Origin of the sequence: Nocardia sp. Root136, from assembly GCF_001427185.1 — a bacterium.
Lineage (GTDB): Bacteria > Actinomycetota > Actinomycetes > Mycobacteriales > Mycobacteriaceae > Nocardia > Nocardia salmonicida.
In genome coordinates, this window is the sequence record NZ_LMFE01000001.1 from 1968085 (window position 1) to 1993359 (window position 25275).

A 25275-nucleotide genomic window follows, 5' to 3' on the forward strand; every position below is an offset into this window, starting at 1 on the left:
CGTTCCCCCTGCACAAGAAAGGCCCCGTCATCCAGACGGGGCCTTTCTTGCTGCTGCGCGGTCGGCTATCGGCCGCCGGCGTCCTGATACGCCTTCACCGCGGCGTCCAGTTCTTCCAGCGCCTTACCGAAATCGGTGAAGTTGCCCGTCCGCATCGCCGTGCGCACCGCCTCGATCTTGCGGCTGAGTTCGGCAGCCGCGGCCTCCCCGCCGGTCGAACCCACGGGGGGTGTCGTCCCCGGCTGCGGCGTCGTGCCACCGCCGGGCGGAGTGACCGTGCCCGGGTCGACCGGTGGGGTCGCTCCCGGTTTCGGCTTCACCGACGGATCGCCACCGAACGGTGTCGCCAGCGAACCCGCACCCGGCATCACCTGGTTCAGGGCTTCGGCCAGCGTCGGCGCATACCCGACCTTCACGCTGCCCGCCGCGTCGCGGTAGCTCACCAGCACGCGCAACAGCTGCGGGAAGGTCGACGAACCGGTGTTGCGTTCGTTGTAGAACGGTTCGACGTAGAGGATGCCGCCGTCGGCCACCGGCAGGGTGAGCAGGTTGCCGTAGCGGATCTTGTTCGAGTTCGACAGCAGTGTCTTCTCTCGCGACACCGCGTCGGCGGTGGTCATCGAGTTCTGCGTCTGTTGCGGACCCTGGGTCTGGGAGTCGGTCGGCAACTGCAACACGGTGAACTTGCCGTAGTTCTCGGGATCCGAGCGGACCGAGATATAGGCCGAGAGGAACTGCCGGTTGTAGCCGACCATCGCCGAGGTCAGGTTGAAGACCGGTTTGGTGGTCTTCGGATCACCGAGCAGCACGTAGTACGGCGGCTGGTTGAACGTGCCGCCCTCGATCGTCGGATCACTGGGCACCGACCAGAACGCGTTGTTGGTGAAGAACTCGCGCGGGTTGTCCACGTGGTACTTCGTGAGCATGTCGCGCTGGACCTTGAACAGGTCCTCCGGGTAGCGGAAGTGCGCGCGCAGCTCGGGCGAGATCTCGCTCTGCGGCTTCACCGCGTCTGGGAACACCCCACGCCAAGCCTTGAGCACCGGGTCGACGGTGTCGGTCTCGTACAGGGTGACGGTGCCGTCGTAGGCGTCGACGGTGGCCTTCACCGAGTTACGGATGTAGCTGACCTCCTTGCGCGGGATCACGCGCCCGGTCTTCTTGTCGATGCTGTCCTCGACCGCGCCGTCGAGCGAGGTCGGCTGGGCGTAGGGGTACTTGTCGAGCGTGGTGTAGGCATCGACGATCCACTTGACGCGACCATCGATCACCGCCGGGTAGGCGTTGCCGTCGGTCGTCAGCCACGGTGCGACCTTCTGCACCCGATCACGCGGACCGCGGTTGAACAGGATCTTGGAGTCCTCGCTGATCGCGGAGGAGAACAAGATGTTGCGCTCGGCGTACTTGGCCGCGAAAGCGAGCCGGTTGAACCAGTTCCCGATCGGCACGCCGCCGCTGCCGTCGTAGGTGAACTGCGCCTCGTCGGAGTCGTACTCGCGCGGGGCCTGCCCTTCGGCGGTACCGACGATGGCGTAGTCGGGGTCGGTCTGGGAAATCAGCTCGCCGTAGTAGATGCGCGGCTGGTCGACCTTGATCTGCTGGTCCTCGACCTTGGTGAACAGGTCACTCACCATGAACAGCGGATAACCCGAATCGCTGCCGCCCGCCGCGCTCTGCGCCTCGGATTGCGGCTTGTTCACCCGGTTGGCGGGCGCGGCGACGAAACCGTTGCCGTGGGTATAGACGGTGTGCTGGTTGATCCAGTCCTTCTGGTTGCCCGACAGCGCCTGAGGATGCAGCTCGCGCGCGGCGACGATGTAGTCCTGCAGGTCACCGTTGAGGTTGTAGCGGTCGATGTCCAGCGACTCCGGGAAGCCGTAGAAGTTCTTGCGCTGCTGCAGCTGAGTGAAGGTGGGCGAGAGGATATTCGGGTCGAGCAGGCGGGCGTTGCCGATGGTCGCCGCGTCCGCGGGGACCTCGAGCGGGCTCTTGGTCGAGCTGCCCCGGTAGTTCTGATACTCGACCTTGTCGTCCGTTATCCCGTACGCCTCGCGCGTGGCCATGATGTTGCGCTCAATGTAGGGGCTCTCCTTCTCGGCCGCGTTCGGGCGCACCGAGAACTGCTCGACCACCATCGGCCACACCGCACCGACCAGGATCGACGACAGTACGAGCAGCGCGGCCGCCATCGCGGGAACCCGCAGATCGCGCAGCACGATCCCGGCGAAGAACGCCACCGCGCAGATCACCGCGATCGACAGCAGGATCAGCTTGGCGGGCAGCACCGCGTTGATATCGGTGAACGACGGACCGCCGAAGGTCGGTTCCTTGCGCGTACTCGACAAGAGGTCGTACCGGTCGAACCAGTACGCCACCGCCTTGAGCAGCACGAAGATTCCGGCGATCACCGCGAGCTGCACGCGCGCGGCCCTGGTGAGCGTGCCCTCACGCCCGGCCAGCCGCAGGCCGCCGAACACGTAGTGGGTAACCAGGTTCGCGAAGAACGCGATCACCACGGCGACGAACAGCCAGTTCAGCACCATCCGGTAGAACGGCAGGTCGAAGGTGTAGAAACCGATGTCGAGGTGGAACTGCGGGTCTTGCTGACCGAACTCGCCACCGTGCAGGAACAGCTGCACCGTCGCCCAGTTCGACTGCGCGACCAGTCCCGACAGCACGCCGAGCAGCACCGGGATGCCGACGCCGAACAGCCGCAGCTTGCTCATCACGGTCGTGCGGTAGCGCGCGATCGGATCGTTGGGCCCGGCGACCGGCACGAAGACCGGACGCGACCGGTAGGCCAGCAGCAGCGCTGCCCAGACCACCAGACCGACGAGCAACGCGACGACCACGAACAGGATCAGACGCGTGCGCAAGACGCCGAGATACACACTGCGATATCCGACCTCGCCGAACCACAACCAATTGGTATAGGCATCGGTGAAGCGGGGCCCGAGCAGCAGCAACGCCGCGAGGACGACTGCTGTCACCAGCAGCACACGGCTGCGTCGGGACAGCGAAGGTAAGCCGGTGGGGGGCCGCATGCCCACGGTGCCACTCTCCATGTTCCGGCGGTTCCACACCGTGATCGGCGCAGTCACCGCAGTCCGAATGTTGCGGGTGATCCGTTACCGGACCGTTGGCGCCCACTGTACGGAAATCGGACACCGTGCAGGCGTCTGGGCCGAAAATGATTGGATGTGCGGGTGACCGAAGACGAGCACGCCGAAGTTCTCCTCGCCCGCTGTGTGCGCGAGGTCGTCGAGTTCGCCGACGCCGAGGGCTGGGGAAACCCGCCGCAGATGTTCGCGTTGGTGCCGACCGCCGACCTGGCCGCAGCCGAACCCGACCTGCAGGATCAGCTCGACGACGGCAGCGAGCTGACCCCCGTTGCCCAGGAGGCATTTCCCGACGACATCACCGGCGGGTCGATGGCGCTCGACGAGTTCCTGGCCACCACCACCTGGCCGCCCGCGGTCGAGGGCTGCGTGCTGGTGCAGGAGATCGTGGTGCTGCCGCCCGACGCCGAGAGCGATCTCGACGAGGCGCTGGTTCCGCTACTCGCCGACGACGAAGCCGCCGACGCCGCCGGGCGTGCCGCCGCGCACGCGCATCCGGGTCGCCGCGACGCGCGACTCATCGCGGGCGTCCTGCGCCAGGGCGCCACCCTGTGCCTGCTGCAGATCCGCCCCGAGGACGACGACGGCTTCGGCGATCTCGATCTGCGCACCTACCCCAACCTGGCGCCGGGCCTGATCGAGGCCCTGCACCACACGCTGGAGTGACCTACCCGCAGCCGATCGCCTCGCGGCCGGCGTTGATGTCGGCCAGTCCGGTGATCGCGCTGTCGAGGGTGTCGACCTTCACCAAGCGAAGGCCGTCGGGCGCCCGCTGACCGGCCTCGTTGCAGTTGTCGGCGGGAACGAGGAACGTTTCCGCGCCTGCCTCGCGCGCGGCGATCATCTTGTACTGGATGCCACCGATCGGGCCGACCTTGCCGTCCTGGTCGATGGTGCCGGTGCCCGCGACGAACTTGCCGCCGTTGAGTTCGCCCGGCGAGAGCTTGTCGATCAGCGAGAGGCTGAACATCAGTCCGGCCGACGGGCCGCCGATATCGGCGAGGTTGAACTCGACCTGCAGCGGCGGACGTCCACCTTCACCGGGGGTGATGCCGAGGTAGCCCTTGGCCTCGTCGCCGGGACGTGGCGCGAGGGTGATCTGGCTGGTCTGCTCCGCGTCACCGCGGCGGTAGACCACGGTGATGGTGTCGCCGGGAGCCTTGGTGCCGACGATGTCGATCACATCCTTGGGCGTGGTGATCGGGGTGCCGTCGATGCTGATCAGCTCGTCGCCGACTTCGAGCACGCCCTTGGCCGGGCCCTCTTCACCGAGTCCGCGCACCAGCACGACGGTCGGCATCTTCAGGTAGTGCAGCGCGGCGACCTCGGCATCGCTCTCGGAGTCCTTGAAGTCCTGCTGATTGGACTTGTCCACCTCCTCGCGCGACACGCCAGGCGGGTACACCTCGGCGCGCGGCACGAGGCCGTGCTCACCGCTGACCCAGAACCCGAATGCCTCGAACAGGTTCAGCCCGTCGCGCACCGACACGGTCGTCATATTGAGGTGCCCGCTCGTGGGATCCAGTGGCGCGCCGGTGACATCGACCACCTGTTTGCCCTCGACCTGGCCGAGGGTGTCGAAGGTGGGACCGGGGCCGAGGGCGACGAACGGCACGGTGACCACGCTGCCGACCACGCCGAGCACGAGTACGGGAACGAGGGCGACGATCAGGGTGAGGATCCGACGATTCACTCGGACCACAGTAGTGATCAGCGACCGGGACCGACGGTAGTGGCACGCTTTTGCGGCGTGGCCGTTGTCGCGCGATTTCGCGATGCGCGAACACCGTGGGCCCGGGGGTCCCGCGTAACGTAATAGGTATGAGCGATCTCCCCTTCGGCTTCTCGACCGGCGACGACGACGATTCCGGCAAGCGTCGCGACGAGGGCAACGGACCTGGCGGAAACGATCCGTTCGGGTTCGGAGCGGGCGGCGTCGGCGGCGCGGGCGGATTCGATCCGTCGCAGCTGGGCCAGATGCTGAGCCAGCTCGGGCAGATGATCAGCGGCATGGGCCAGGGCATGGGTCCCGGCGGCACGCAGTCCGGCCCGGTCAACTACGACGTCGCCAAGCGACTGGCCCGCCAGCAGCTCGGCTCCACCATCGCTCCGATCGCCGCCGGCACCACCACCGCGGTGACCGACGCGGCGCATCTGGCCGAGCTGTGGCTCGACGGCGCCACCGTGCTGCCCGCGGGCGCCACCAAGACGGTCACGTGGACCCCGAACGACTGGATCGAAGAGACCCTGCCCACCTGGAAGCGCCTGTGCGACCCGGTGGCAGAGCAGATCTCGGGCATGTGGACCGCGCAGTTACCCGAGGAGGCCAAGCAGTTCGCCGGGCCGATGGTCGGCATGCTCGGCCAGATGGGCGGGCTGGCGTTCGGTTCCCAGCTCGGTCAGGCGCTCGGCCAGCTGGCCAAGGAGGTGCTGACCTCCACCGATATCGGCCTGCCGCTCGGCCCGGCCGGTACCGCGGCGCTGCTGCCGACCGCGATCGCGGCGTTCAGCGAGGGGCTCGAGCAGCCCGAGAGCGAGATCATCGTCTTCCTGGCGGCACGCGAGGCCGCCCACCAGCGACTTTTCGCCCATGTGCCGTGGCTGCGTCAGCAAGTGCTCGGTGCCGTCGAGGACTACGCGCGCGGTATCAAGATGGACTTCTCCGCGATCGAGGAAGCCGCGCAGGGCATCGACCCGATGTCGCTGAGCGACCCGTCCAAGCTGGAGGAACTGCTCTCCCAGGGCACGTTCGAGCCGCAGACCACGCCGGAGCAGAAGCAGGCGCTGGAGCGACTCGAGACCCTGCTGGCGCTGATCGAGGGCTGGGTCGATGTCGTGGTCACCGATGCGCTGGGTGAGCGCCTGCCGGGCGCGGGCGCGCTGTCGGAGACGCTGCGTCGCCGCCGGGCGACGGGTGGGCCCGCCGAGCAGACGTTCGCGACGCTCGTCGGACTGGAGTTGCGTCCACGCAAGGTTCGTGAGGCTTCCGCGCTGTGGCGGCGGCTGACCACCGATGCGGGGATGGAGCGACGCGACAAGGTGTGGGAACACCCCGATCTGCTGCCCGATTCCACCGATCTCGACTCGCCCGCCGGTTTCATCGACTCCATTATCGGCGGCGGCACAGGCGCTTTCGACGATCCGCTGGCACAGTTGGCCGAGACCGAGGCGCGCGAACGCGACGCGGCCGATCGCGACAAAGCCAAGGCTGACGAGTCCGACGAAACCCCGCGCGACGAGGGCGATGCCCACCCCGATTCCGGCGCGGGCAAGTCCTGATCCGCACCGCCACCGAGGTCGGGGAGAAATCTTCCGATCTCGGTGGCGCGACACGGTCGCGTGGCGCGCGTTCGTCGGAAAATGCCGTGACGACCCCCGGTACATCGGCTGTTCACAATTCGTAATTCTCGAACCGACACGCCGAAACCCTGTGGATAACTGCACTTTCGGCGCACGATGAGCCGCTGCCGAGTGCCGATACTTCAGCCATGACGACCACCTCCCCACTGCGCGGCCCGATGCTCCACCCGCGAGTGACCACCCTGGTTCGCCCGTCCGGCACGGTACAACTCGGCTGGGACCCCGAACGCGCGCTGCTGCTCCACACCACCGATCACGACACCGGTACCGTGCTCGCCTTCCTGCGCCTGCTCGACGGCTTGCAATCACGACCCCAGATCATTTGGCGTGCGGGCGAATTCGGCATCAGTCCCGACCGCACCATGGGCATGCTCGCCGCGATCGAGCGTGCGGGTCTACTGCTCGAACCCGAATCCGAACCCGCTCTCGGCAAGATTCGCGCCATCACCGTGCACGGCCTCGGGCCGCTCTCCGATGCCGTGGCGATCGGATTGCGGCGCATGGGTTTTCGGCCGACCCGCTCGCGCGAATACCGACCGGACATGCCGGTCGGCACCGGCTCGGACGATCTGGTGGTGCTCACCGACGCGTTGATGATCGACCCGGCACTGTCGGTGGATCTGATGTTGCGCCGGGTGCCGCACCTGCAGGTGCGGGTCCGCGACGGGGTCGGCGTGGTCGGCCCGCTCGTCCTGCCCGGCGAGACCAGCTGCCTTCGCTGTGCCGATCTGACCCGGGCCGGATTCGATGTCGAGTGGCCGCACCTGGCCGCCCAGCTACTCGGCCGCACCGGACACGCCTCCCCGGCGGGCATCGCGGCGACGACCGCGCTGGCGCTCGGCGAACTCGAGGCGATCATCGCCTGTTCCCCGCGGCGGGAACCGCGCACGTTCGACGCCACCGTGGAATTGGACCTCGACACCCATGAGATCCAGCGTCGGCCGTGGCTGCCGCATCAGGAATGCGGGTGCCGGAACATGGCCGCGCACACGCCTGGAACCTCGCGGTGACGGGCGTCGCACCGGCCGGTGTGAGCATTCTTATGGCACACACCCCGCAGGTTCGGCCATGATGGGTACCGTGTCCGAGATCGTGCGCCGCAGTTCCAGCCGCAATGCCAAGATGGCCAAGATTCCCCTTGGCATCGCCGGACGAGCCGCTGTCGGGTTCGGTAAGAAGCTCGTCGGTGGTGACAAGAAGCAGATCAACGCCAACCTGAACCAGAAAGCCGCCGAGCAGCTGTTCACCGTGCTCGGTGAGCTCAAGGGCGGCGCGATGAAGTTCGGGCAGGCGCTGAGTGTGATGGAGGCCGCCGTTCCGGAGGAGTTCGGTGAGCACTATCGCGAGGCGCTGACCAAGTTGCAGGCCGCGGCGCCGCCGATGGCAGCGGAGACGGTGCACCGCGTGCTCGACCAGCAGCTGGGCACCAAATGGCGGGACCGCTTCGAGTCCTTCGACGACACCCCCGCCGCCTCGGCCAGCATCGGCCAGGTGCACCGCGCGGTGTGGGCCGACGGACGCGCGGTGGCGGTGAAGGTGCAGTATCCCGGCGCCGACGACGCGCTGCGCGCCGACCTCAAGACGCTGTCCCGGATGACCGGACTGCTCTCGTCGGTGATCCCCGGCGCCGATGTGAAGCCGCTGCTCGCCGAGATCACCGAACGCACCGAAGAAGAACTCGACTACCGCATCGAGGCCGCCAACCAGCGCCGATTCGCGGCCGCGTTCGAGGGGCATCCCACCATCTCGGTCCCGAAGGTGGTGGCCGGATCCCCGAAGGTGATCGTCACCGAATGGCTCGACGGCACCCCGGTATCGGCACTGATCAAGGCGGGCGCCGAGGATCCCGAGGGCACCCTGGCCCAGCGCAACCGGATCGCCGAGCTGATGGGGACCTTCCATTTCAGCTCGCCCGAACTGGTCGGCCTGCTGCACGGCGACCCGCACCCCGGCAATTTCCTGGTGCGCGACGACGGCACCCTGGCCGTGCTCGACTTCGGCGCCTGTGCGCCGATGCCGGACGGCTTCCCGGAGATCCTGGGCCGCATGCTGGCCCTCGCTGTCGCCGACGAGCACGCGGCGCTCACCGAACTGCTCTACGAGCACGGCTGGGTCATTCCGGGACGTGTGGTCACCCACGAGGAGATCGAGGCGTACCTGCGCCCGTTCAGCGACCCGATTCGCACCGACACCTTCCACTTCACCCGCTCGTGGATGCAGCGGGTGGCGGGCAAGGCGTCCGAGTTCTCCAGCCCGGAGATGAAAACCGCTCGCGCCCTGCAACTTCCGGCCGAGTACCTCACCGTTTTCCGGGTGCTCGGTGGTTCGGTCGGCATCCTGGCCCAACTCGACGCGGAACTCGGCTTCATGGACCTGGTACGCACCTGGGTGCCGGGCTTCCGCGCCGAACAGGCCTCGTAAGCACAAAGCAAAACGAACCGCTCACCATGACGAGGTGAGCGGTTCGCTTGCGGTACAACCCTTTTCCCGGGTTCATGCCATGATCGCGACCTTGCGCGGGCGACCGCGGGGGCGCTTGCGGGCGATCACGACACCCTGGTCGAAGATCTCACCGCCCCACACGCCCCACGGCTCGGCACGATCGATGGCCGCGGTCAGGCAGCCCTTGCGGATCGGGCAGGCCGCGCACAGTTCCTTGGCCTGCTCGAGATCGGTGGGGCTCTCGGCGAACCACAGATCGGGGTTTCCGCCCCTACAGGGCAGAGTCTTGGTGACCTCACGGACGCGAGGGGTCTGCGCCACGGTTCGGCATGTCACGTCAGTAGTGGCCGTCGGCCAGTCCTGGGCGGTGAACACGTCGTTCTCCTTCAGCTCGTTTGCAGCGGTGGAATGTTCGGTGTGCGAACCCGGTGCCTACGGCTGAGGAGCCGATATAAAGATGGCCACGGATTTCGCTTCTCGCGATCCGTGGCCAGGAGGTCTGGGAGGTGTTCCCTACCTAGTTCGACATTTCTGTCGAGACCTGATCACGGTCGCTGGGTGGACGCGGAGGCGGATTGCGCCGATGAACTCCGGTGCGTAACCGGCTTCATCGGCGATAGCTGCCGGTGCCGCAACAGCGGTCGGCTGCCAACCCACGTTGGGCTTGTCCTGGAGACGAATCGGAGTGTGCTGATGGACGACAGTCATCGGCACAGCTTTGACATCGACGCCGGACAGGCCGGTCCCCTGCAGAGCGAGGACCCCCCGGGAGGCGGACATGACAAATGCGTTCACCAGGACGCGATTGCTCATCGCATCGAACGTGGTGTTCGTGTTCATGTGTCTGCCTCCCTCCTGAACTCGTGTGTGAACAATTACCGCGCACCGGGATCACTCTCGGTGCGTGTTCTCCACCATAGGCAATGATCGAGAACCGAACAACTTATTTTCTACCTGGGGTTTTGTGCCGTTGTCTTCACACGTGATGCGACGATCGCGAGCACGTCGGCACCGTACTGTTCGATCTTCTTCGCACCGATGCCCGCGATTGCCGCCAGCGCGGCGTCGTCGGCGGGCAGTTGCTCGGCGATGGCGGTGAGGGTGGTGTCGGTGAAGACCACGAAGTCGCGCCGCTGCAGGGCCTCGGCCTTCTCGGCTCGCCATTCCTTCAGCGCCTCGAGCAACTGGGGGTCGACTTCGCCCGGGCAGCGCCGGCAGCGGCCGAGCATGGTGGCATGAGTGCCGATCAACGGCTTGAGGCACACCCGGCACAGCGGACGTGGGGCCTCTGACTCGGCCGGGATCTCGACGGCGATCCGCGAGGCCGAGGAACTGTCCGGGATCAGCCCGTTGAGGAATCGTGACCTGGTCACCGGCCGGTAGTCCCCGCCTGCTTGCAGCCGCCGCTGAGTCCACGACAGGCTCAGATGTTCGCGTGCCCGCGTGACACCGACGTAGAGCAGCCGTCGTTCCTCTTCCAGTCCCGCTTCGTCGACAGCCGTGTTCTTCTTGCCGAGCACGTGGAAGATCGGCAGCGTGCCGTCGGTGAGACCGGCCAGGAACACCGCGTCCCATTCCAGGCCCTTCGCCGCGTGCAGCGAGGCCAGGGTGACACCGTCGACGGTCGGCGGATGCTTGGCCTCGGCACGGGTCGCGAGCTCGCGCAGCAGCGCCGTGAGGTCCATCTCGTCGTCGTGGCTGACCAGTTCCTCGGTGAGCTGCACCAGTGCCAGCAGCGAGGACCACCGTTCCTTCGCCTGCGCACCGGCCGGTTCCTCCGCGGTGAGACCGACCGGCGCCAGCGCGGCCCGTACCAACGTGATCAGCGACGATCCGCTGCGCGCCGCATCGGGCAGGTCGTCGCGCGCGTCGACCTGACGCAACGCCGACACCGCCTGCCGCACCTCCTGACGGTGGAAGAACCCCTCGCCACCGCGCACCTGGAACGGAATCTCGCGGGCGCCGAGCACCTGTTCGAACGGTTCGGACAGCGCGTTGGTCCGGTAGAGCACCGCGATCTCGGAAGCCGGCGTCCCGGCGGCGATCAGTTTCTGGATCTGCACGGCGACGGCGACGGCCTCGGCCTGCGCATCGGCGTACTCGGCGAACTCCGGTTCCGGCCCGGCGGGCCGCTGACCGATCAGGGCGAGGCGGGTGCCCGCGATGCGTCCGCGCGCGGCCCCGATCACCTGGTTGGCCAGCGACACCACCTGGGGAGTCGACCGGTAGTCGCGTTCGAGCCGGACCACCGTGGCGTCGGGGAAGCGCCGGGAGAAATCGAGCAGGTAGGACGGGGTGGCGCCGGTGAACGAGTAGATGGTCTGGTTCGCGTCACCCACGACGGTGAGGTCGTCGCGTTCGCCCAGCCATGCGTCGAGCACCCGCTGCTGCAGCGGCGTGACGTCCTGGTATTCGTCGACGACGAAACTGCGATAGCGACCGCGGAACTCGTCGGCGACGGCCGGATAGTCCTCGAGCGCGGCCGCGGTGTGCAGGAGCAGATCGTCGAAGTCGAGCAGCAGACCGTCGGCGGAGGCTTTCGCGGATTCGTAGCCCTGGTACACCTCGGCGACCTTGGCCACGTCGACCGGCGCGTCACGATGATGGCGGGCAGCGGCGGCCGGATAGTCCTCCGGCGCGATCAGCGAGGCCTTGGCCCATTCGATTTCGCTGAGCAGGTCACGCACCATTTCGGTGGAGGCGCGCAGCCCCGCCCGCTGCGCGGCCTGCGAAACGATGGGGAACTTGCTGTCGATCAGTCGCCACGGCACATCCCCCACCACCTGCGGCCAGAAATACCGCAACTGCCGCAGCGCCGCGGCGTGGAAGGTGCGCGCCTGCACCTGTCCGGCGTCGCCGCCGAGCCCCATCGTGCGCAACCGATTGCGCATCTCCCCCGCGGCCCGCGCCGTGAAGGTCACCGCCAGCACCTGGTCGGCCTTCACATGCCCACCCGCGATCAGGTGGGCGATACGATGTGTGATCGTCCTGGTCTTCCCGGTGCCCGCACCGGCGAGCACACAGACCGGCCCCCTCGGTGCCCGCACCGCGGCGGCCTGTTCCGGGTCGAGGGCGGTGAGATCGAGTGCTGGCACGCGCACCATCATGACAGCGCCCCCCGACAACTTGCCGCGACGCCCGCCGATCCCACGGCCACGATCGCGCGATAGAGCACCGTCACCCGTCGGTCCCGGATCGGGCAAGGAACACCGAGCCGCGTCGCGACGTTGCACATCGCGTGACTGAAGCAACGGCAGATCTGACGATGTACTCGACCACCTGGTGCGGCTATTGCCGACGCCTGCGGACCCAGCTCGACGAGGCGGGCATCACCTACACGGTGATCGATATCGAAGACGATCCCGCGTCGGCCGAGTTCGTCGGCAGCGTCAACAACGGCAACCACGTCGTGCCGACGATCAAGTACCGCGACGGCTCCACCGCGACCAACCCGTCTTTGGCCGCAGTCAAGCAGGCGTTGGCCGCCCAGCAGGCCTGATCCGCCGAGTCAGTCCGCCCAGGACTCGATGATCGATCGCGCGATCGAGATGGATCCGGGGACGAGCAGCCGTGCGCCGGGTTCGCGCGCCGACCAGTCGCCGACCTGCAAGGCGGCGCGGACCTCTTCGCGCGTGAACCAATGCGCTTCGGCGATCTCGCCATCGGAGAACACGAGTTCCTGGGCGGGGTCGCCGACCGCGGCGAAGCCGACCATCAGCGAGCGCGGGAACGGCCACGGCTGGCTGCCGAGGTAGTGGATATCGCGCAGGTCGACGCCCACCTCCTCGCGGACCTCCCGTTCCACACAGTGCTCCAGCGATTCGCCCACTTCAACGAAGCCGGCCAGCAGCGAGAACATCGTCTCCGGCCAGCTCTGCTGGCGGGCGAGCAGCACGCGATCGGCACCGTCGTGGACCAGGCAGATCACCGCAGGGTCGATCCGCGGGAATTCTTCCTCCCCGGTCGCGGTGAGCCGCGACCAACCGCCGCGCGCCGACGTGGTGGCCGTGCCGTCGCCACCGTGGTATCCGGCCCGATCGTGCCAGTTGAGCAGCGCGTACGCGGTGGACAGCAGCTCAGCGGTGAAATCGTCGACGGCCCCGAGCGTACGCAGATCCCTCAGCGTGCCGTCGAGGTCGGTCGCCCGCGTCGCCCACAGGTGGCTGCCGTCGACGACACCGAGGAACACCGTCCTGTCACCGGGCTCCGCGGCCACCGAAACAGCCGCGTCGAGGACGATCTTGTCGCCCTCGACCCGCACTTTCCCGCGCGGGTCGATACGCAGAATCTTGGCTTTGCCCCACCCTTCGCGCAGGGCGCCGGGATCGAGCCGGGCGTGCTCGGCCCGGTCGATGGTGGAACGTGACAGCAGCGGAACGTCTTTCAGCCGGAATGACACGTTGCCGAGCATAGGCCGCGCACGGCCGCGGCGAATGCGGAGGTACGCCTAGTGGGCGCAGCCGCGACAGCGTTCCTCAGCCGCGCACGGCCGCAGCGAAGGCGAAGGTACGCCTAATGGGCGCAGCCGCGACAGCGTTCCTCAGCCGCGCACGGCCGCAGCGAAGGCGAAGGTACGCCTTGCTCGGGCGGGTGACTACTTTCCGGTGCTACGGATGTAGAGCAGTTTGTCGCCCGCGTCGAGGGCGTCGACCTCGGGTTCACCGACCCGGATCAGTGCCCCGTTGCGCACCACACCGAGCACGATGTCGCTGAGATGGCGCGGCGATCCGCCCACTTCGCTCTCCTCCACCTCGCGTTCGGCGACGGCGAAGCCCTGCTCGGGCGTGAGCAGGTCCTCCATCATCTCCACGACAGTGGGTGTGGTGGTGGAGATACCGAGCAGTCGGCCCGCGGTCTCCGAGGACACCACCACCGAGTCGGCGCCGGACTGACGGACCAGGTGGGTGTTCTCCGCTTCGCGGATGGCCACGGAGATCTTGGCCGTCTTGTTCAGTTCGCGGGCGGTGAGCGTCACCAGCACGGCGGTGTCGTCGCGATTGGTGGCGACGATGACCGCGGCGGCACGCTGCACGCCGGTCAGCCGCAGGACATCGGATTTGGTCGCCGAACCGTGCACGGTCACCAGACCCGCGGCGGCGGCGGCCTCCAGCGCGATGGGGTCGGTATCGACCACCACGATGTCGGACAGCTGGATCCCGTCACCGACCATCGCATCGATCGCCGTGCGGCCCTTGGTGCCGTAGCCGACTACGACGGTGTGATTACGCACGGTGTGCCTCCATCGCTGAATCTTGAATGCCTGCCGCGACCGTTCGGTCAGCACGCCGAGAGTGGTACCGACCAACACGATGAGGAACAGGACGCGCAGTGGGGTGATGACGATGATGTTCACCAACCGTGCCGACGGGGTCACCGGGGCGATATCGCCGTAGCCGGTGGTCGACAAGGACACCGTGGCGTAGTACATCGCGTCCAGGAAAGACAGCTCGTCGCCGGTGTTGTCGCTATAACCGTCGCGACCGACGTATACCACTGTCGCAGCGGTGAACAGCAGCGCGATCGCGAACAGCACGCGGCGGGTGAGCGAGACCCACGGGCTCGACTGCGCCACCGGGATCCGCAACAGACCGACCAGGGCGTAGTCGGGACTGCTGCTCAACCCGACCGGGTTGCGCGTGTCACCGAACATGCCTGCTCCTGTATCTCTGGCGGCTGGCGCCGCGGGTTTTCGGCCTGGGTACCTTGATCTTCCCTCCCGCCGGGTACTCCTTCGTCGCACCCTCTGGTCAGTCCAGATCAAGGCGGCCGAAAACTGGCGGCTTCGCCGCCGGGTGACCGGCCCTGTTCGCCTCGAGCTTTCCTCGGCGAGCGCAACACTATCGGCTCAGTGGGCCTCGTGTGGATCGGTGTCGGCGTTTTCCGGTGCGGCGTCGTGGATGAGGCGCGCCAGTTCGGCTGGGCCCGCCAGTTGCTCGGGGGCGATGGTGCGGCCGGAGCGGATGTAATGGAATGCGGCGCCGACTCGTTGGAGCATCCGGTCCTCGGTCTCGCCGGTGCGGGCGGCCATCAGGCGGGCCCAGGCGAGGCGGTAGACGGCCAGCTGCATGGCGACGGCGGGCTCGTCGGCGGGGCCGGGTTCGGCGCCGGTCTTCCAGTCGACCACGATCCAGCGCCCACCGGGTTCGGAAAACACGGCGTCCATGCGGCCACGGATCACCGTGCCCGCGATGCTGGTTTCGAACGGCACTTCCACGTCGACAGGATTGCGGTGCGCCCACGGCGACCGGCGGAAGGCCGACTGCATGGCGGCGAGTTCCTGATCGGCGCGGCCCATCTCGGTGGTGCTGTCGGCGGCGCCGGGTAGCTCGTCGAGGCCGAGCAGCTGTTCGGTGCCGAACCAGGACTGCACCCAGGCGTGAAAAGCGGTGCCACGCCTGGCCATCGGGTTCGGAGGATACGGAAGGGGGCGGCGCAGACGAGCGGCCAAGCGGGTCGGGTCGGCGCGGAGTTCGACCAGGGCGGTGGCGGGAAGTTGGCCCGGAAGTTCCACCTGTTGTTCGGTGAGTTCGGCGGCGGTGAATTCGGCGAGGAGCGCGTCGACGTCGTTGACCCACCCTTCCGGGTCGTCCTCGGCCAGCTCCGCCGACTCGAGTTGATCACCCGACGCACTGCTGGAAACCGTTGTGCCGCTGCGCAAGGTGTCGAGAGCCTCGCGAACCAGCGCGGCGCCCTGTTCGATGGGGTCGCGACGGTTGCCTAGTGGGTCACGCGGCCACTGGGCGGTCGGCGGGTTGTCGGCGAAGGGGTTCACGGCGTCCGGTGCGGGCTTATCGTCCCAGCGGGCGATGGTGGCGACGCCGTAGGCCGCGCTGTCCGGGTTCTCGTTCGCCTCCTTGAGCTCGAGCAGGAACTCCGACGGACCCTTCTGCGAACTGCCCGTCTCGGGCCAGTAGTAGGCCGAAACAAGCAGCACCCGTTCGGTTCTGGTGAGCGCTACGTAGAACAGGCGACGTTCTTCGTCGAGGCGGCGACTCTTGAGCGCGTCCTTGTGGTGGGCGATCGCGTGTTCGAGTTCGGAGCGGTCCCCCACCGCGCTCAGGTCGAGCACGGGCACGCCTTCGGACGCGTCCGGCTGGGCGCGGTCACCGCGCAGGGTGGTGGGGAGTTCGGTGAGTGCGCCGAGCCAGGTGCTCAACGCGGTCGTCGATGGGAACACCGTGGCACTCACATGCGGCACGGCGACGACTTCCCATTCGAGGCCCTTGGCGGCGTGCACGGTGAGAATCTGCACGCGATCGCGCGCGACCTCGACTTCGCCGGGCTCCAAACCGTTTTCGACCGATTCGGCCGCGGTGAAGAAGGCGAGCAGACCGCTCAGCGATGCCCTGGAGTCGGCCGCGTATCCGGCGACCACCTCGGCGAAGGCGTCGAGATGCTCGCGACCCGCACCGCCACCGGCGATAGCGCGCCTCGCCTGGGTCTCGACGCCGACGCCGATGGTGCGTTCGACATCGGCGACGAGTTCGACCAGCGGTTGTCCGCTGCGCTCGCGTAGCGCGGCCAGCTCCTCACTCAAGGCGGCGATCCGCGCGAACCCGGGCTCCGAATACTGGTCCGCCGCACCGGGATCGGCGATGGCATCGGCCAGCCCGGCCTGCTCGGTCGGTTCGGGCGCCACCTCACGCAGCGCCGTCGCCAGCCCGGCGGCATCGGTGATCGCGTTCGCGTCGCCACCGGACACACTGCTGATGGACAACATCCGCGCGCGTCGCGCCAGGGCGGCGAGGTCGGCCACCCCGATCCGCCACCGGGCCCCCGTGAGAATCCGAACCGCCGCGCTCCCGGTCCCCGGTTCGGCGATCAACCGCAGTGTGGCGACGATATCGGCGACCTCCGGGGTCGCCAGCAACCCGCCGAGCCCGACGATCTCCACCGGCAGCCCCTGCTCACGCAGTGCCTCGGCCAGCGGCGCGGCATCGGCATTGCGTCGCACCAGCACCGCAGAGGTGGGCGGCGGCGCTTCGTTCTCCCGTGCGCTCGCCCACTCTCGCGCGATCCGCTCGGCGATCCAGTCGCGCTCCTGCGCAATGGTTTCAGTGAGCCCGAACTCGACTACCCCCGCATGCGATTGCGGCTTGGCCCGCAACGCGTCCACCGTCGCTCCGCCGGCGGCCCGTGCCACCATCCGCAACGGGTCGGCCACAAGATTCGCCAACGCCAACGCCTCGGGCGGATTCCGCCAACTGGTCAGCAGTGGCAGCACCGGTGCGGGAACCCCTGGCGCAGCGGGGAAGTCGGTGGCGAACCGCGGCAGATTGGCCGCCGAAGCGCCACGCCACCCGTAGATGGATTGCATCGGGTCGCCCACCGCCGTCACCGCGAGGGCCTGCGATGGTCCGGGTACGTCACCGACAGAGTCACCACGGAGCGACAGGATGCCCACGTGTCCAGGTCCGTCGCCGCGCCCCTGCGGGGATGCCGGGTCCTGATCGTCCACCCCGAACAAGGTGTCGGCCGCGTGCGCACGAGTCGGCTGCGCGTCACCCCGAATCCGAACCGCTTGCCTCGGCCGATCCTGTCGCACCGCCTCGGCATTGCCGAACAGCGCCGAGAGCAGGACGCGCTGCGCGTGCCCGGTGTCCTGGTATTCGTCGAGCAGGACCAGCTTGAATCGAGCGCGTTCGGCGGCGGCGACTTCCGGGTGGTCGACGGCGAGCTGCGCGGCCAGCGACATCTGGGAGCCGAAATCCAGTGCGCCGCGACGATTCAGGGCTTCGGCGAGCTGGCCGACCAGCGGTAACAGGGCGACGCGCTCACGCTGCGCGGTCACGACGCCGATCAGCGCCTGACTCGGCCCGCCGCGTTGACGTGGACCGGCGGGCAGCGTGTAGACGAGTTTCTCCAGCTCCGCGTGCGCCTCGGCCAATTGCTCCGGCTCCACCAGGTGCTCGGCGAGCTGCCCGGACAGGGCGAGCACCGCCTCGGTCACCGAGACCGGGGTGCGGTCGGTGTCGAGGTCGCCGTCCCAGGACCGCACCACCTCGTGCGCGAGCTGCCACAGCTGGGTCTGGGTGAGCAGGGCCGCCGAGGGCTCCACCGGCAGCAGCAGCCCGTGCGCGGTGAGCAGCCTGCCCGCGTACGAGTGGTAGGTGCTGATCTCCGGCTCGGCCCCGGCGACGATCGTGCGCAGCGCGCCGCTGGGGTCGATCTCGCGCAGTAGCGGCGCGCCCGCCAACCGGGCCAGCCGGGTACGGATACGAGAAGTCAACTGCTGGGCGGCTTTTCGGGTGAAGGTCAGCCCGAGCACTTCGTCCGGGGCGACCAGCTGGTTGGCCACCATCCACACCACCCGCGCGGCCATCGTCTCGGTCTTGCCCGCGCCCGCGCCCGCGACGACCAACGTGGGCCCTGGTGGCGCGGCGATCACCGCCGCCTGCTCATCGGTCGGTGGTGGCAGGCCGAGCGCGTCGGCCAACCGCTGCGGGGTGACGCGCACGCCGCTCACTCGTCGGTCACCTGCCGTCCGGTGTCCTGCACCGGGCAACTGCCCGCGACCGGGCAGTGCCTGCACCCGTCGTTGCGCACCGCCAGATATCCGGGACCGCGCGTCGCGTCGGCCGCATCGTGAATGGTGGTGCGCCACTGGTCGAGTCCGTCGCTGTCGAGCGCGTTCTGTGTGCGTTCGGCCGCGCCGGTCTTGCGGTTCGGTTTGGCGACATAGACCAGCCGCGCGCCACCGGGATCGACCACCGGGGTCGGCTCCTCGGACTCCTCCTCGTCCAGCGCGCCGTGCGCGGCCGCCACCTGGTAGGTCGCCAGCTGAGCGTGATCGGCCACCGCCTTCTCACTGACCGGCGTCTTGCCCGTCTTCACGTCGACGATGACGAAGCGCCCCTGCGCATCTCGTTCGAGCCGATCGATGCGCCCCCGAATCCGCACGGCTCGTGCGCCTTCGGTGCGCGCGGGCAACACGCAGTCCACCGGCACTTCCACTCCGGCCTGGGTGAGCTCACCGCGCGTGGTGCGGACCCAGGAGAGGAAGGTCTCCAGCATCGTCTCGGTGCGGCGCAGTTCCTGTCGCGAATGCCAGCCGTCGGCCGGGTCGACCGTTTTCCACGCCTGGTCCAGTGCCGCGCGCACCTGCGCCTCGGGGACATCGCCCGCCAGCGCCTGCACGAGCGTGTGCACGAGATTGCCCTTCACGGCGTGCGGGTTGTCGCCGTCGGTACCGCCGTGCCGTTCCAGCGCCCACCGCAGCGGACAGGTGCGCAACAGCTCGACCGTCGACGGAGACAGCCCGATCGGCGAATCGTCGTCGTCCCAGAGCTCGCGCTGCGAGCTGAGTTCGGCGGTGCCGTACCAGTCGCCGGGGTCGGTGCCGGGCACGCCCGCGTCGGCCAGCCGGGCCAGTTGACGTGCCGCCCGATCACGACGTTCGGGGTCGCCCCCGGGATCACACACCACCCCGCGCAATTCGGCGACCAGCGCGTGCATGACCAGCGCACGTCCGGGATCGGCGACCGGCAGCGCGCCGGGTTCGCCGCTGTCGTCGTCACCGACGAGTTCGGTGAGAAACCGCGACGGCACCAGATCCTGGTCTCCCGCGGCGGATTCGACAGCGGTGACCAGCAGTGACTGCCGAGCCCGACTGCACGCCACGAGCAACAGCCTGCGTTCCTCGGCCAGGATCGGCGCGGCCCGGCTCACCGTCGCGCTCGGATCGACCCCGCCGACCAGGTCGACGAGGTCCTCGGTGTGGAGCAACGTGCCCCGCGATCGCGGGTTCGGCCAGATGCCCTCCTGCACGGCGGCCACCGCCACCACGTCCCATTCCCGGCCCGCGGCGGCGTGCGCGCTGAGCAGGGTCACCGCCTCGCCTTCCGCGGTCAGCGGCCTACCCTGCTGTGGAAGTTGCTGGTGCAGAAGGTATTCGACGAACCCGTCGATGCTCGCCTTCGGCAGCCGGTCGACGTAAGCGGCTGCGGCGTCGAACAATTCGACGGCGGCATCGAGATCACGATCGGCCTGCATGCCCGAGGCCCCGCCGCGCCGTGACTGCCGGAACCAGCGCCGCTCCAGCCGCGAATTCGTCCACAGCGTCCACAGCACGTCTTCGAGACCCTGTCCTCTGGCCTGCGTCTCCTTGGCCTTCGCCACCGCACGCAACACCCGACGCAGCGGCGCGGCTTCGACTTCGGTGAGCCCGTCGAGCAACCGCTGTTCGCCGACGCCGACGATCAGGTCGCGCAGGACCTCGGCAGAGGATTGGTCGATCAGCGCCACCGCGGGCGCTTCGGGGCGTACTACTTCCACGACGGTGTTCGCGGCAGGCGGGTTCTCGACATCGAGGAGGTCGATATCGTCGGGTAGTCGCTCGGCGATATCCCAGTCCGGTTCGGGTTCCGGGCGCAGCGGGTCGTCCGGGTCCGGTGGCGGGAGCCATTCGTCGTCGACCGGATCCGGTTCGGGCTCCGGCATTTCCGGCGGGGGCGCGGCCTCCTCCCAGAGCAGGAACTGGTCGGCGCCGTCGACGAAGGGCTCGGCGAGCGCACCCGTGCGTTCCAGGTCGAGCACGCTGCGTCGCACACCCCGGCGCAGTCGGCGCAGCGCGATCTGGTCGGCCCCGCCGAGCGGCCCGGACAGCAGATCCATCGCATCGTCGGGCGAGAACATCGCGTCGATCGCCCGCCGCGAGCCCGGCCGCGACGGGTCCCCCGCCAATAGCACCCGCAGCGCGAGCACCATCCACGCCGCTCCACGCCGCCGCGCCAACGGCTCGGCCACCGCGGGCCTGCGCACCGGCACCCCCGCCGCCAGCAATGCCCGCCGCAACGGCGCCAGCGACAACGGCACCGACCGCACGATCACCGCCATCGCCGACCACGGCACCCCATCGGTGAGGTGCGCGCGGCGGAGGTGATCAGCGATCAGCGCCGCTTCCTTGGCCGGCGTCGACAGCACCCGCACCCGCACACTCGACTCGTCGACGGGATGCGGATCCTCCGGGGCCGCCCATTCGTCATCGGGCGGCGGCTCGTCATCGGGCGGCAGATGCCCCGGCCAGATGTCCTTGTCGGGTATTTCGTCGAATGCCGCTGAATCGGGCCGCGCGGATTCCGCGCTGACTTCGCGGTCCGCTGCCCGCTGACGGCGTGGTTCCTCGGGTAGGTCGGCGTGCGCGAACAGATCGACGTCACCCTCGAGTCCCGGCTCCTGACCTGCTACGGGCTCGGGTGGTTCGTTCTCCTGCCCCGGCAGCACCCGGTGTCGGGCACTGCCCGGCAACCTCGCCGCGATGCGGGCGTTCGCCAAGCGAATCGGCGCGCCACTGCGATGGTTGTGCCGCAAGATGATTCGACGCGACGCGGCGGTGTCGAGGTCGGTGAGGAAGTGCGAATCCGCGCCGCGGAAGGTGAAGACCGCCTGGTCGGGGTCGCCGGTGACGACGGTGCTCGCGCTGCCGCTGCCGATGGCGCGCACAAGTGTCGCGGCCTGCGGGTCGAGGTGCTGTGCGTCGTCGACGAGCAGGTAGCGAATCCGATCTCGTTCGGCGGCAAGCAGATTCCGGTCACCGGCCAGGGCGTCGAGCGCCGCACCGACCAGTTCGGCGGCGTCGAGGGCGGGCGCGGTGGCCTCCGGCGCGGCGACACCGACCGACCAGCGCAGCATCGACGCCTGTTCGTAGCGCTGGAAGAACCGCCCGGCCGCCACCCACGCGTCGTTGTAGTGTTCACGACCGAGTGCCATCAGGTCCTCCGGCCCGAGTCCGCGCTCGGTGGCGCGCAACATCAGATCGCGCAGTTGCTCGGCGAACCCACCCAATGCGAGCGCGGGCTGCAGGCGCGGCGGCCACAATCCCCCGGCCCCGGCTTCGATGTCGGCGAGATCGCCGCGCAGCATCTCCCGGAGCACCGCGTCCTGTTCGGCACCGGTGAGCAGTCGCGGCGGCGGATTGCCGTGCAGCTCCGCATGCCGACGCAGTACCGAGAACGCGTAGGAGTGCAGCGTGCGCACCATCGGTTCCCGGCTCGCGCCCGGAATGCCACCCGCGGCCGGACCGAGCTGATGGGTGATCGCATCGCGCAACGCGGCCGCGGCGTGCTTGGTGTGGGTGAGGACGAGCACCGAGGCCGGGTCGGCGCCGTCGACGATCCGCGCGGTCACCAGGTCGATCAGCAGCGAGGTCTTACCCGTCCCCGGCCCGCCCATCACCTGCCACGGCCGCCACCCCGGACGTGGCGGCGCGGGCTGGGCCTGCTCGGCGAACAGCGCGCGAACGGACGCACCCCAGGCCCGCGGCCGGGGCGCCCGCGTTGTCCGGCGCACGAGTCGCACCGAGCTATCCGATCGCACCACATCGGCTATTGCAACAGACCAGTCCGACACTCCGGCGCACCCCTACCGGAGGGACACGCTGCGAGACTGTGCGCGACCGGCCAGAATGGGTGTCGTGTCGTCGCTTCATGTGCACCGATTCGGCCCCGCCGACGGTCCCGTCGTCCTCGCCCTGCACGGTCTCACCGGCCACGGCAACCGGTGGGAAACCCTGGCCGCCGAGCACCTGCCCGAGGCCAGGATCATCGCCCCCGACCTGCGTGGACACGGCCGCTCCACCTCGCTGCCGCCATGGGATTTCGAAACGATCGTCGCCGATCTCGCGGAGCTGCTTCGTGCCGAGACCGACGGACCCGTCGTCGTGGTCGGCCACTCGTTCGGTGGCGCCACCGGCATCCATCTGGCCAGGCAGCACCCCGACCTCGTGCGTGCGCTGGTCCTGCTCGATCCCGCCATCGGCATCGACGCGAAGCTGATCGAGCAGATCGCCCTGGCCAATCTCGCCTCCCCGGATTACACCGATCTCGCCGAAGCCCGCTCCGACAAGCAGGTCAGCGCGTGGGGACCCGACGAAGTCGATCCAGAGACCCTGGAACGGGAGTTGGCCGAGCACCTCGTGCCGACCGAGGGTGGCCGCGTGGGTTGGCGCATTTTCCAGCCCGCGATCACCTCTTACTGGGGCCAGCTGGCGCGAGGGTTCGTCCTGCCGCCCGCCGACCTGCCGACGGTGCTGGTCCGCGCCGCCAAGGTGCAGCCGCCCTATGTCACCGAGGAGTTCCTGGCCGCCCTCACCGCCCACCTCGACGACTTCACCGCCGAGGTCTGGGACTGCGACCACATGGTCGCCCAGGCCCGCCCCGCCGACACCGCCGCGCTGATCGCCAAGGTCCTGTAGCCCGTGGCTGTCACGACGGAGGAGCAGGTGGAGAAGGTCCGTGAACTCGTCGCCGCCATCCCACCGGGCCGTGTCTCGACCTACGGCGATATCGCCGCCGCGGCCGGGCTGTCCTCGGCTCGCACCGTCGGCTGGATCATGCGCACCGACTCCGCGGATCTGCCGTGGCACCGCGTCATCGGCGCCAGCGGCCGCCCCGCCGCGCACCTGGCCACCCGCCAGCTGCGGCTGCTCACCGAAGAAGGTGTTCCGGTCGTCGACGGTCGTGTCGTTCTGCGCACCGCGCGACTCTGAGCGACCTGCCACCCTCGACCGCGCGGGCAGCTCGAGCACCGGCAGCACGCCTACTAGCATGACTTTCGTGCCGTTTACCCGATTCAGGATCAGCCGATGACCGCCGTCGATGCCATCGTGCTCGCGGGCGGACGCGCCAGCCGGATGGGTGGGGTCGACAAGCCGGCGATCGTGATCGGTGGGCGATCGATGCTCGATGCCGCGCTGGATTCGGTGCGCGACTGCGCCGAGGTGGTGGTGGTCGGCCCGTACCGTCCCGCACTCGATTCGCGGTTCCGGCAGGTTCGTGAGGTGCCGCCGGGTTCCGGGCCCGTCGCGGCGATCGGCACCGGTCTGAGCGCACTCGACACCACGGCCCCGTGGATTGTCGTGCTGGCCGCCGATATGCCGTTCCTCACCGATGCCACCGTCCACGAATTGCTGCGCAGGGCAACCGATTCCACCGCCGATGCCGTTTTCGCGATCGACGCCTCCGGTCGCCCGCAATACCTCGTCGGCGTCTGGCGACGCAGCGCGCTGGTGGCGGCGGTGGCGGGACTGGGTTCACTGGTGAACCAGCCGATGAAGGCCATCGTGCCCGCCGAGACCGTCTTGGTCGAACTCCCCGATATCGCCGACTGCGATACCGAGGAAGAGGTCCGCCGCGCCCGTGAATCCTTGGCCACCGACCGCGCGTCGGCCCGCCTCGACCTCACCGAAGCGCGCGAACGCCTCGGCACCGGCCTGACTCCCCTGGTCGCCTACGAGGCCGCGCTGAGCGAAGTCCCCGGTGCCGCACTGGCGGCGGCGATCACCGCGGCGGGCCCACTGCCCCGCTTCGACGTCTCCGCCATGGATGGTTACGCCGTCTGCGGCGACGGTCCGTGGCAGTTGCGGCGCGACGTCGGCTTCGCTGGCGGCGCGCGGCCGGAGGGCCTGCGCTCGGGCGAGGCGGTACGCATCGCCACCGGCGCCCACGTTCCGGACGGCACCACCTCGGTAGTGCGCGACGAATTCGCCACCATCACCGGCGACGAGCTGGCCCGACTCCCCGACACCCCGTTTCGCGGCGATGTCCGAAAAAGCGGCGAGGACAGGAAGATCGGCGATCTCGTCGCCCCGGCGGGCACTCGGGTCACCGCCGCCCTCCGTTCGGCCGCGGCCTCGGTCGAGGTCATCACGGGCACCGTCCGTGGTCCCGTTCGCGCGCGAATTGTCATGACCGGCGACGAAATTCGCAGCACCGGCCCCCTCCAGACCGGCCAGACCCGCGACTCGATCGGCCCCGTCCTGCCAGATCTCCTCGCGGGCTGCGGCGTTCGCGTCGTCGACCGGGTCCACCTGCGCGACACCGCGCACGGATTCGACGACATGCTCACCGACACCTCCGATTTCGACCTACTCGTCGTAGTCGGCGCCACCGGCGGCGGCGCTGCCGACCAACTCCGTACCGCCATCGCCCGAGCCGAGGCCCGGGTCCTGGTCCCCCGACTCGCCCTGCGCCCAGGCGGTTCCACCGTTGTCGCCGAACTCCCCACGGGCCCCACCGTTCTCGGCCTCCCCGGCAACCCCTTCGCCGCCATCGCCGTCCTCCTCTCCCTCACCCCCGCGATCGTCGCCGCCCGCACCGGCGCCCCCCTCCCCCGAAAGATCCTGGGCCCACTCCACAACGCCGCCGAGATCACCGCCCCGGTCCAACGCATCACCCCCGCCCGCTACGCCCCCGACGGCGGCTGGCTCGGCGACCCGGTAGTCCGCACGGCTCACCTGGCCGGCCTGATAGACCGCGACGGCTTGGTCATCGTTCCCCCGAACGCCACCGACGGAGCAACCGTCGAATTCATCCCCCTCCCTTCCTGACCGAGTTCTCGACAATGATCGAGATCGAAT

General features: G+C 68.8%; 17 protein-coding genes. 8 read left to right on the plus strand and 9 right to left on the minus strand.

The genetic code is table 11. From position 1 onward, the window contains the following. Nucleotides 1-65: 65 nt before the first annotated feature. Nucleotides 66-3050, minus strand: a complete 2985-nt coding sequence (locus tag ASD42_RS09200; RefSeq protein WP_056815857.1) for a UPF0182 family protein — start codon at nucleotides 3048-3050, stop codon at nucleotides 66-68. Between the two features lie 156 nt (nucleotides 3051-3206). Between ASD42_RS09200 and ASD42_RS09205 the strand changes: the two genes are divergently transcribed. Further along, nucleotides 3207-3785 carry a PPA1309 family protein gene (locus ASD42_RS09205; RefSeq protein ID WP_056815859.1) on the plus strand — a complete coding sequence of 193 codons (579 nt, stop codon included), beginning with the start codon at nucleotides 3207-3209 and terminating at the stop codon, nucleotides 3783-3785. 1 nt (nucleotide 3786) lies between these two features. Here ASD42_RS09205 and ASD42_RS09210 read toward each other — a convergent pair whose 3' ends face one another. Beyond that, entirely contained in the window at nucleotides 3787-4812 is a 1026-nt protein-coding gene (locus ASD42_RS09210; protein WP_084787052.1) for a YlbL family protein, read from the minus strand. Nucleotides 4813-4940: 128 nt separating this feature from the next. On the opposite strand from ASD42_RS09210, the gene ASD42_RS09215 reads away from it, so the two are divergent. The 3 genes from ASD42_RS09215 to ASD42_RS09225 all read left to right on the plus strand — a co-directional run bounded on the left by ASD42_RS09215 (nucleotide 4941) and on the right by ASD42_RS09225 (nucleotide 8900). After that, nucleotides 4941-6398 (plus strand): zinc-dependent metalloprotease, encoded by a 1458-nt coding sequence (locus tag ASD42_RS09215; RefSeq protein ID WP_056812736.1) that lies wholly within the window; start codon nucleotides 4941-4943, stop codon nucleotides 6396-6398. Nucleotides 6399-6607: 209 nt separating this feature from the next. Beyond that, entirely contained in the window at nucleotides 6608-7489 is an 882-nt protein-coding gene (locus ASD42_RS09220) for a TOMM precursor leader peptide-binding protein (protein WP_056812739.1), read from the plus strand. A 58-nt stretch (nucleotides 7490-7547) separates the two neighbouring features. Beyond that, on the plus strand, nucleotides 7548-8900 hold the full coding sequence (locus tag ASD42_RS09225; RefSeq protein WP_056812742.1) for an ABC1 kinase family protein: 1353 nt from the start codon (nucleotides 7548-7550) through the stop codon (nucleotides 8898-8900). A 72-nt stretch (nucleotides 8901-8972) separates the two neighbouring features. Here the strand turns inward: ASD42_RS09225 and ASD42_RS09230 are convergent, their stop codons facing one another. From ASD42_RS09230 to ASD42_RS09240, 3 genes are all read right to left on the minus strand, one after another. Beyond that, a complete protein-coding gene (locus tag ASD42_RS09230) occupies nucleotides 8973-9296 on the minus strand; it encodes a WhiB family transcriptional regulator (protein ID WP_101468522.1) in 324 nt (107 codons plus the stop codon). Between the two features lie 138 nt (nucleotides 9297-9434). Beyond that, the gene (locus tag ASD42_RS09235; protein ID WP_156677409.1) at nucleotides 9435-9761 is read right to left on the minus strand and encodes a hypothetical protein; all 327 of its coding nucleotides are present in this window, start codon (nucleotides 9759-9761) and stop codon (nucleotides 9435-9437) included. A 110-nt stretch (nucleotides 9762-9871) separates the two neighbouring features. Further along, nucleotides 9872-12028 carry an ATP-dependent DNA helicase UvrD2 gene (locus ASD42_RS09240; RefSeq protein WP_056812748.1) on the minus strand — a complete coding sequence of 719 codons (2157 nt, stop codon included), beginning with the start codon at nucleotides 12026-12028 and terminating at the stop codon, nucleotides 9872-9874. A 158-nt stretch (nucleotides 12029-12186) separates the two neighbouring features. On the opposite strand from ASD42_RS09240, the gene ASD42_RS09245 reads away from it, so the two are divergent. Next, nucleotides 12187-12420: a mycoredoxin gene (locus ASD42_RS09245; protein WP_056812750.1), complete on the plus strand. Its 234-nt coding sequence runs from the start codon at nucleotides 12187-12189 to the stop codon at nucleotides 12418-12420. A gap of 9 nt (nucleotides 12421-12429) precedes the next feature. Here the strand turns inward: ASD42_RS09245 and nudC are convergent, their stop codons facing one another. The 4 genes from nudC to ASD42_RS33720 form a co-directional block, all read right to left on the minus strand. Continuing rightward, nucleotides 12430-13320, minus strand: coding sequence for an NAD(+) diphosphatase (gene nudC / locus ASD42_RS09250; protein WP_235569351.1), 891 nt, complete (start codon nucleotides 13318-13320; stop codon nucleotides 12430-12432). Between the two features lie 195 nt (nucleotides 13321-13515). Then, the gene (locus ASD42_RS09255; protein WP_056812756.1) at nucleotides 13516-14571 is read right to left on the minus strand and encodes a potassium channel family protein; all 1056 of its coding nucleotides are present in this window, start codon (nucleotides 14569-14571) and stop codon (nucleotides 13516-13518) included. A 195-nt stretch (nucleotides 14572-14766) separates the two neighbouring features. Continuing rightward, nucleotides 14767-18387 (minus strand): UvrD-helicase domain-containing protein, encoded by a 3621-nt coding sequence (locus ASD42_RS09260; RefSeq protein ID WP_056812759.1) that lies wholly within the window; start codon nucleotides 18385-18387, stop codon nucleotides 14767-14769. Then, nucleotides 18384-22208 carry an ATP-dependent helicase gene (locus tag ASD42_RS33720; RefSeq protein WP_084787124.1) on the minus strand — a complete coding sequence of 1275 codons (3825 nt, stop codon included), beginning with the start codon at nucleotides 22206-22208 and terminating at the stop codon, nucleotides 18384-18386. Before ASD42_RS33720 ends, ASD42_RS09260 begins: the two co-directional genes overlap by 4 nt. A gap of 115 nt (nucleotides 22209-22323) precedes the next feature. Between ASD42_RS33720 and ASD42_RS09270 the strand changes: the two genes are divergently transcribed. From ASD42_RS09270 to ASD42_RS09280, 3 genes are all read left to right on the plus strand, one after another. After that, a complete protein-coding gene (locus ASD42_RS09270) occupies nucleotides 22324-23112 on the plus strand; it encodes an alpha/beta fold hydrolase (RefSeq protein WP_056812762.1) in 789 nt (262 codons plus the stop codon). A 3-nt stretch (nucleotides 23113-23115) separates the two neighbouring features. Beyond that, nucleotides 23116-23406: an MGMT family protein gene (locus tag ASD42_RS09275; RefSeq protein WP_056812765.1), complete on the plus strand. Its 291-nt coding sequence runs from the start codon at nucleotides 23116-23118 to the stop codon at nucleotides 23404-23406. A 96-nt stretch (nucleotides 23407-23502) separates the two neighbouring features. Beyond that, nucleotides 23503-25245: an NTP transferase domain-containing protein gene (locus ASD42_RS09280; RefSeq protein WP_056812769.1), complete on the plus strand. Its 1743-nt coding sequence runs from the start codon at nucleotides 23503-23505 to the stop codon at nucleotides 25243-25245. Nucleotides 25246-25275: the final 30 nt, after the last annotated feature.

What these genes read in the sequence shown, in the direction of transcription:
- ASD42_RS09215 (WP_056812736.1), top strand. Translation starts at nt 4,941, where the DNA reads ATGAGCGATCTCCCCTTCGGCTTCTCGACCGGCGACGACGACGATTCC.
- ASD42_RS09220 (WP_056812739.1), top strand. Translation starts at nt 6,608, where the DNA reads ATGACGACCACCTCCCCACTGCGCGGCCCGATGCTCCACCCGCGAGTG.
- ASD42_RS09225 (WP_056812742.1), top strand. Translation starts at nt 7,548, where the DNA reads ATGATGGGTACCGTGTCCGAGATCGTGCGCCGCAGTTCCAGCCGCAAT.
- ASD42_RS09235 (WP_156677409.1), bottom strand. Translation starts at nt 9,761, where the DNA reads ATGAACACGAACACCACGTTCGATGCGATGAGCAATCGCGTCCTGGTG.
- ASD42_RS09240 (WP_056812748.1), bottom strand. Translation starts at nt 12,028, where the DNA reads ATGATGGTGCGCGTGCCAGCACTCGATCTCACCGCCCTCGACCCGGAA.
- ASD42_RS09245 (WP_056812750.1), top strand. Translation starts at nt 12,187, where the DNA reads ATGTACTCGACCACCTGGTGCGGCTATTGCCGACGCCTGCGGACCCAG.
- ASD42_RS09255 (WP_056812756.1), bottom strand. Translation starts at nt 14,571, where the DNA reads ATGTTCGGTGACACGCGCAACCCGGTCGGGTTGAGCAGCAGTCCCGAC.
- ASD42_RS09270 (WP_056812762.1), top strand. Translation starts at nt 22,324, where the DNA reads ATGGGTGTCGTGTCGTCGCTTCATGTGCACCGATTCGGCCCCGCCGAC.
- ASD42_RS09280 (WP_056812769.1), top strand. Translation starts at nt 23,503, where the DNA reads ATGACCGCCGTCGATGCCATCGTGCTCGCGGGCGGACGCGCCAGCCGG.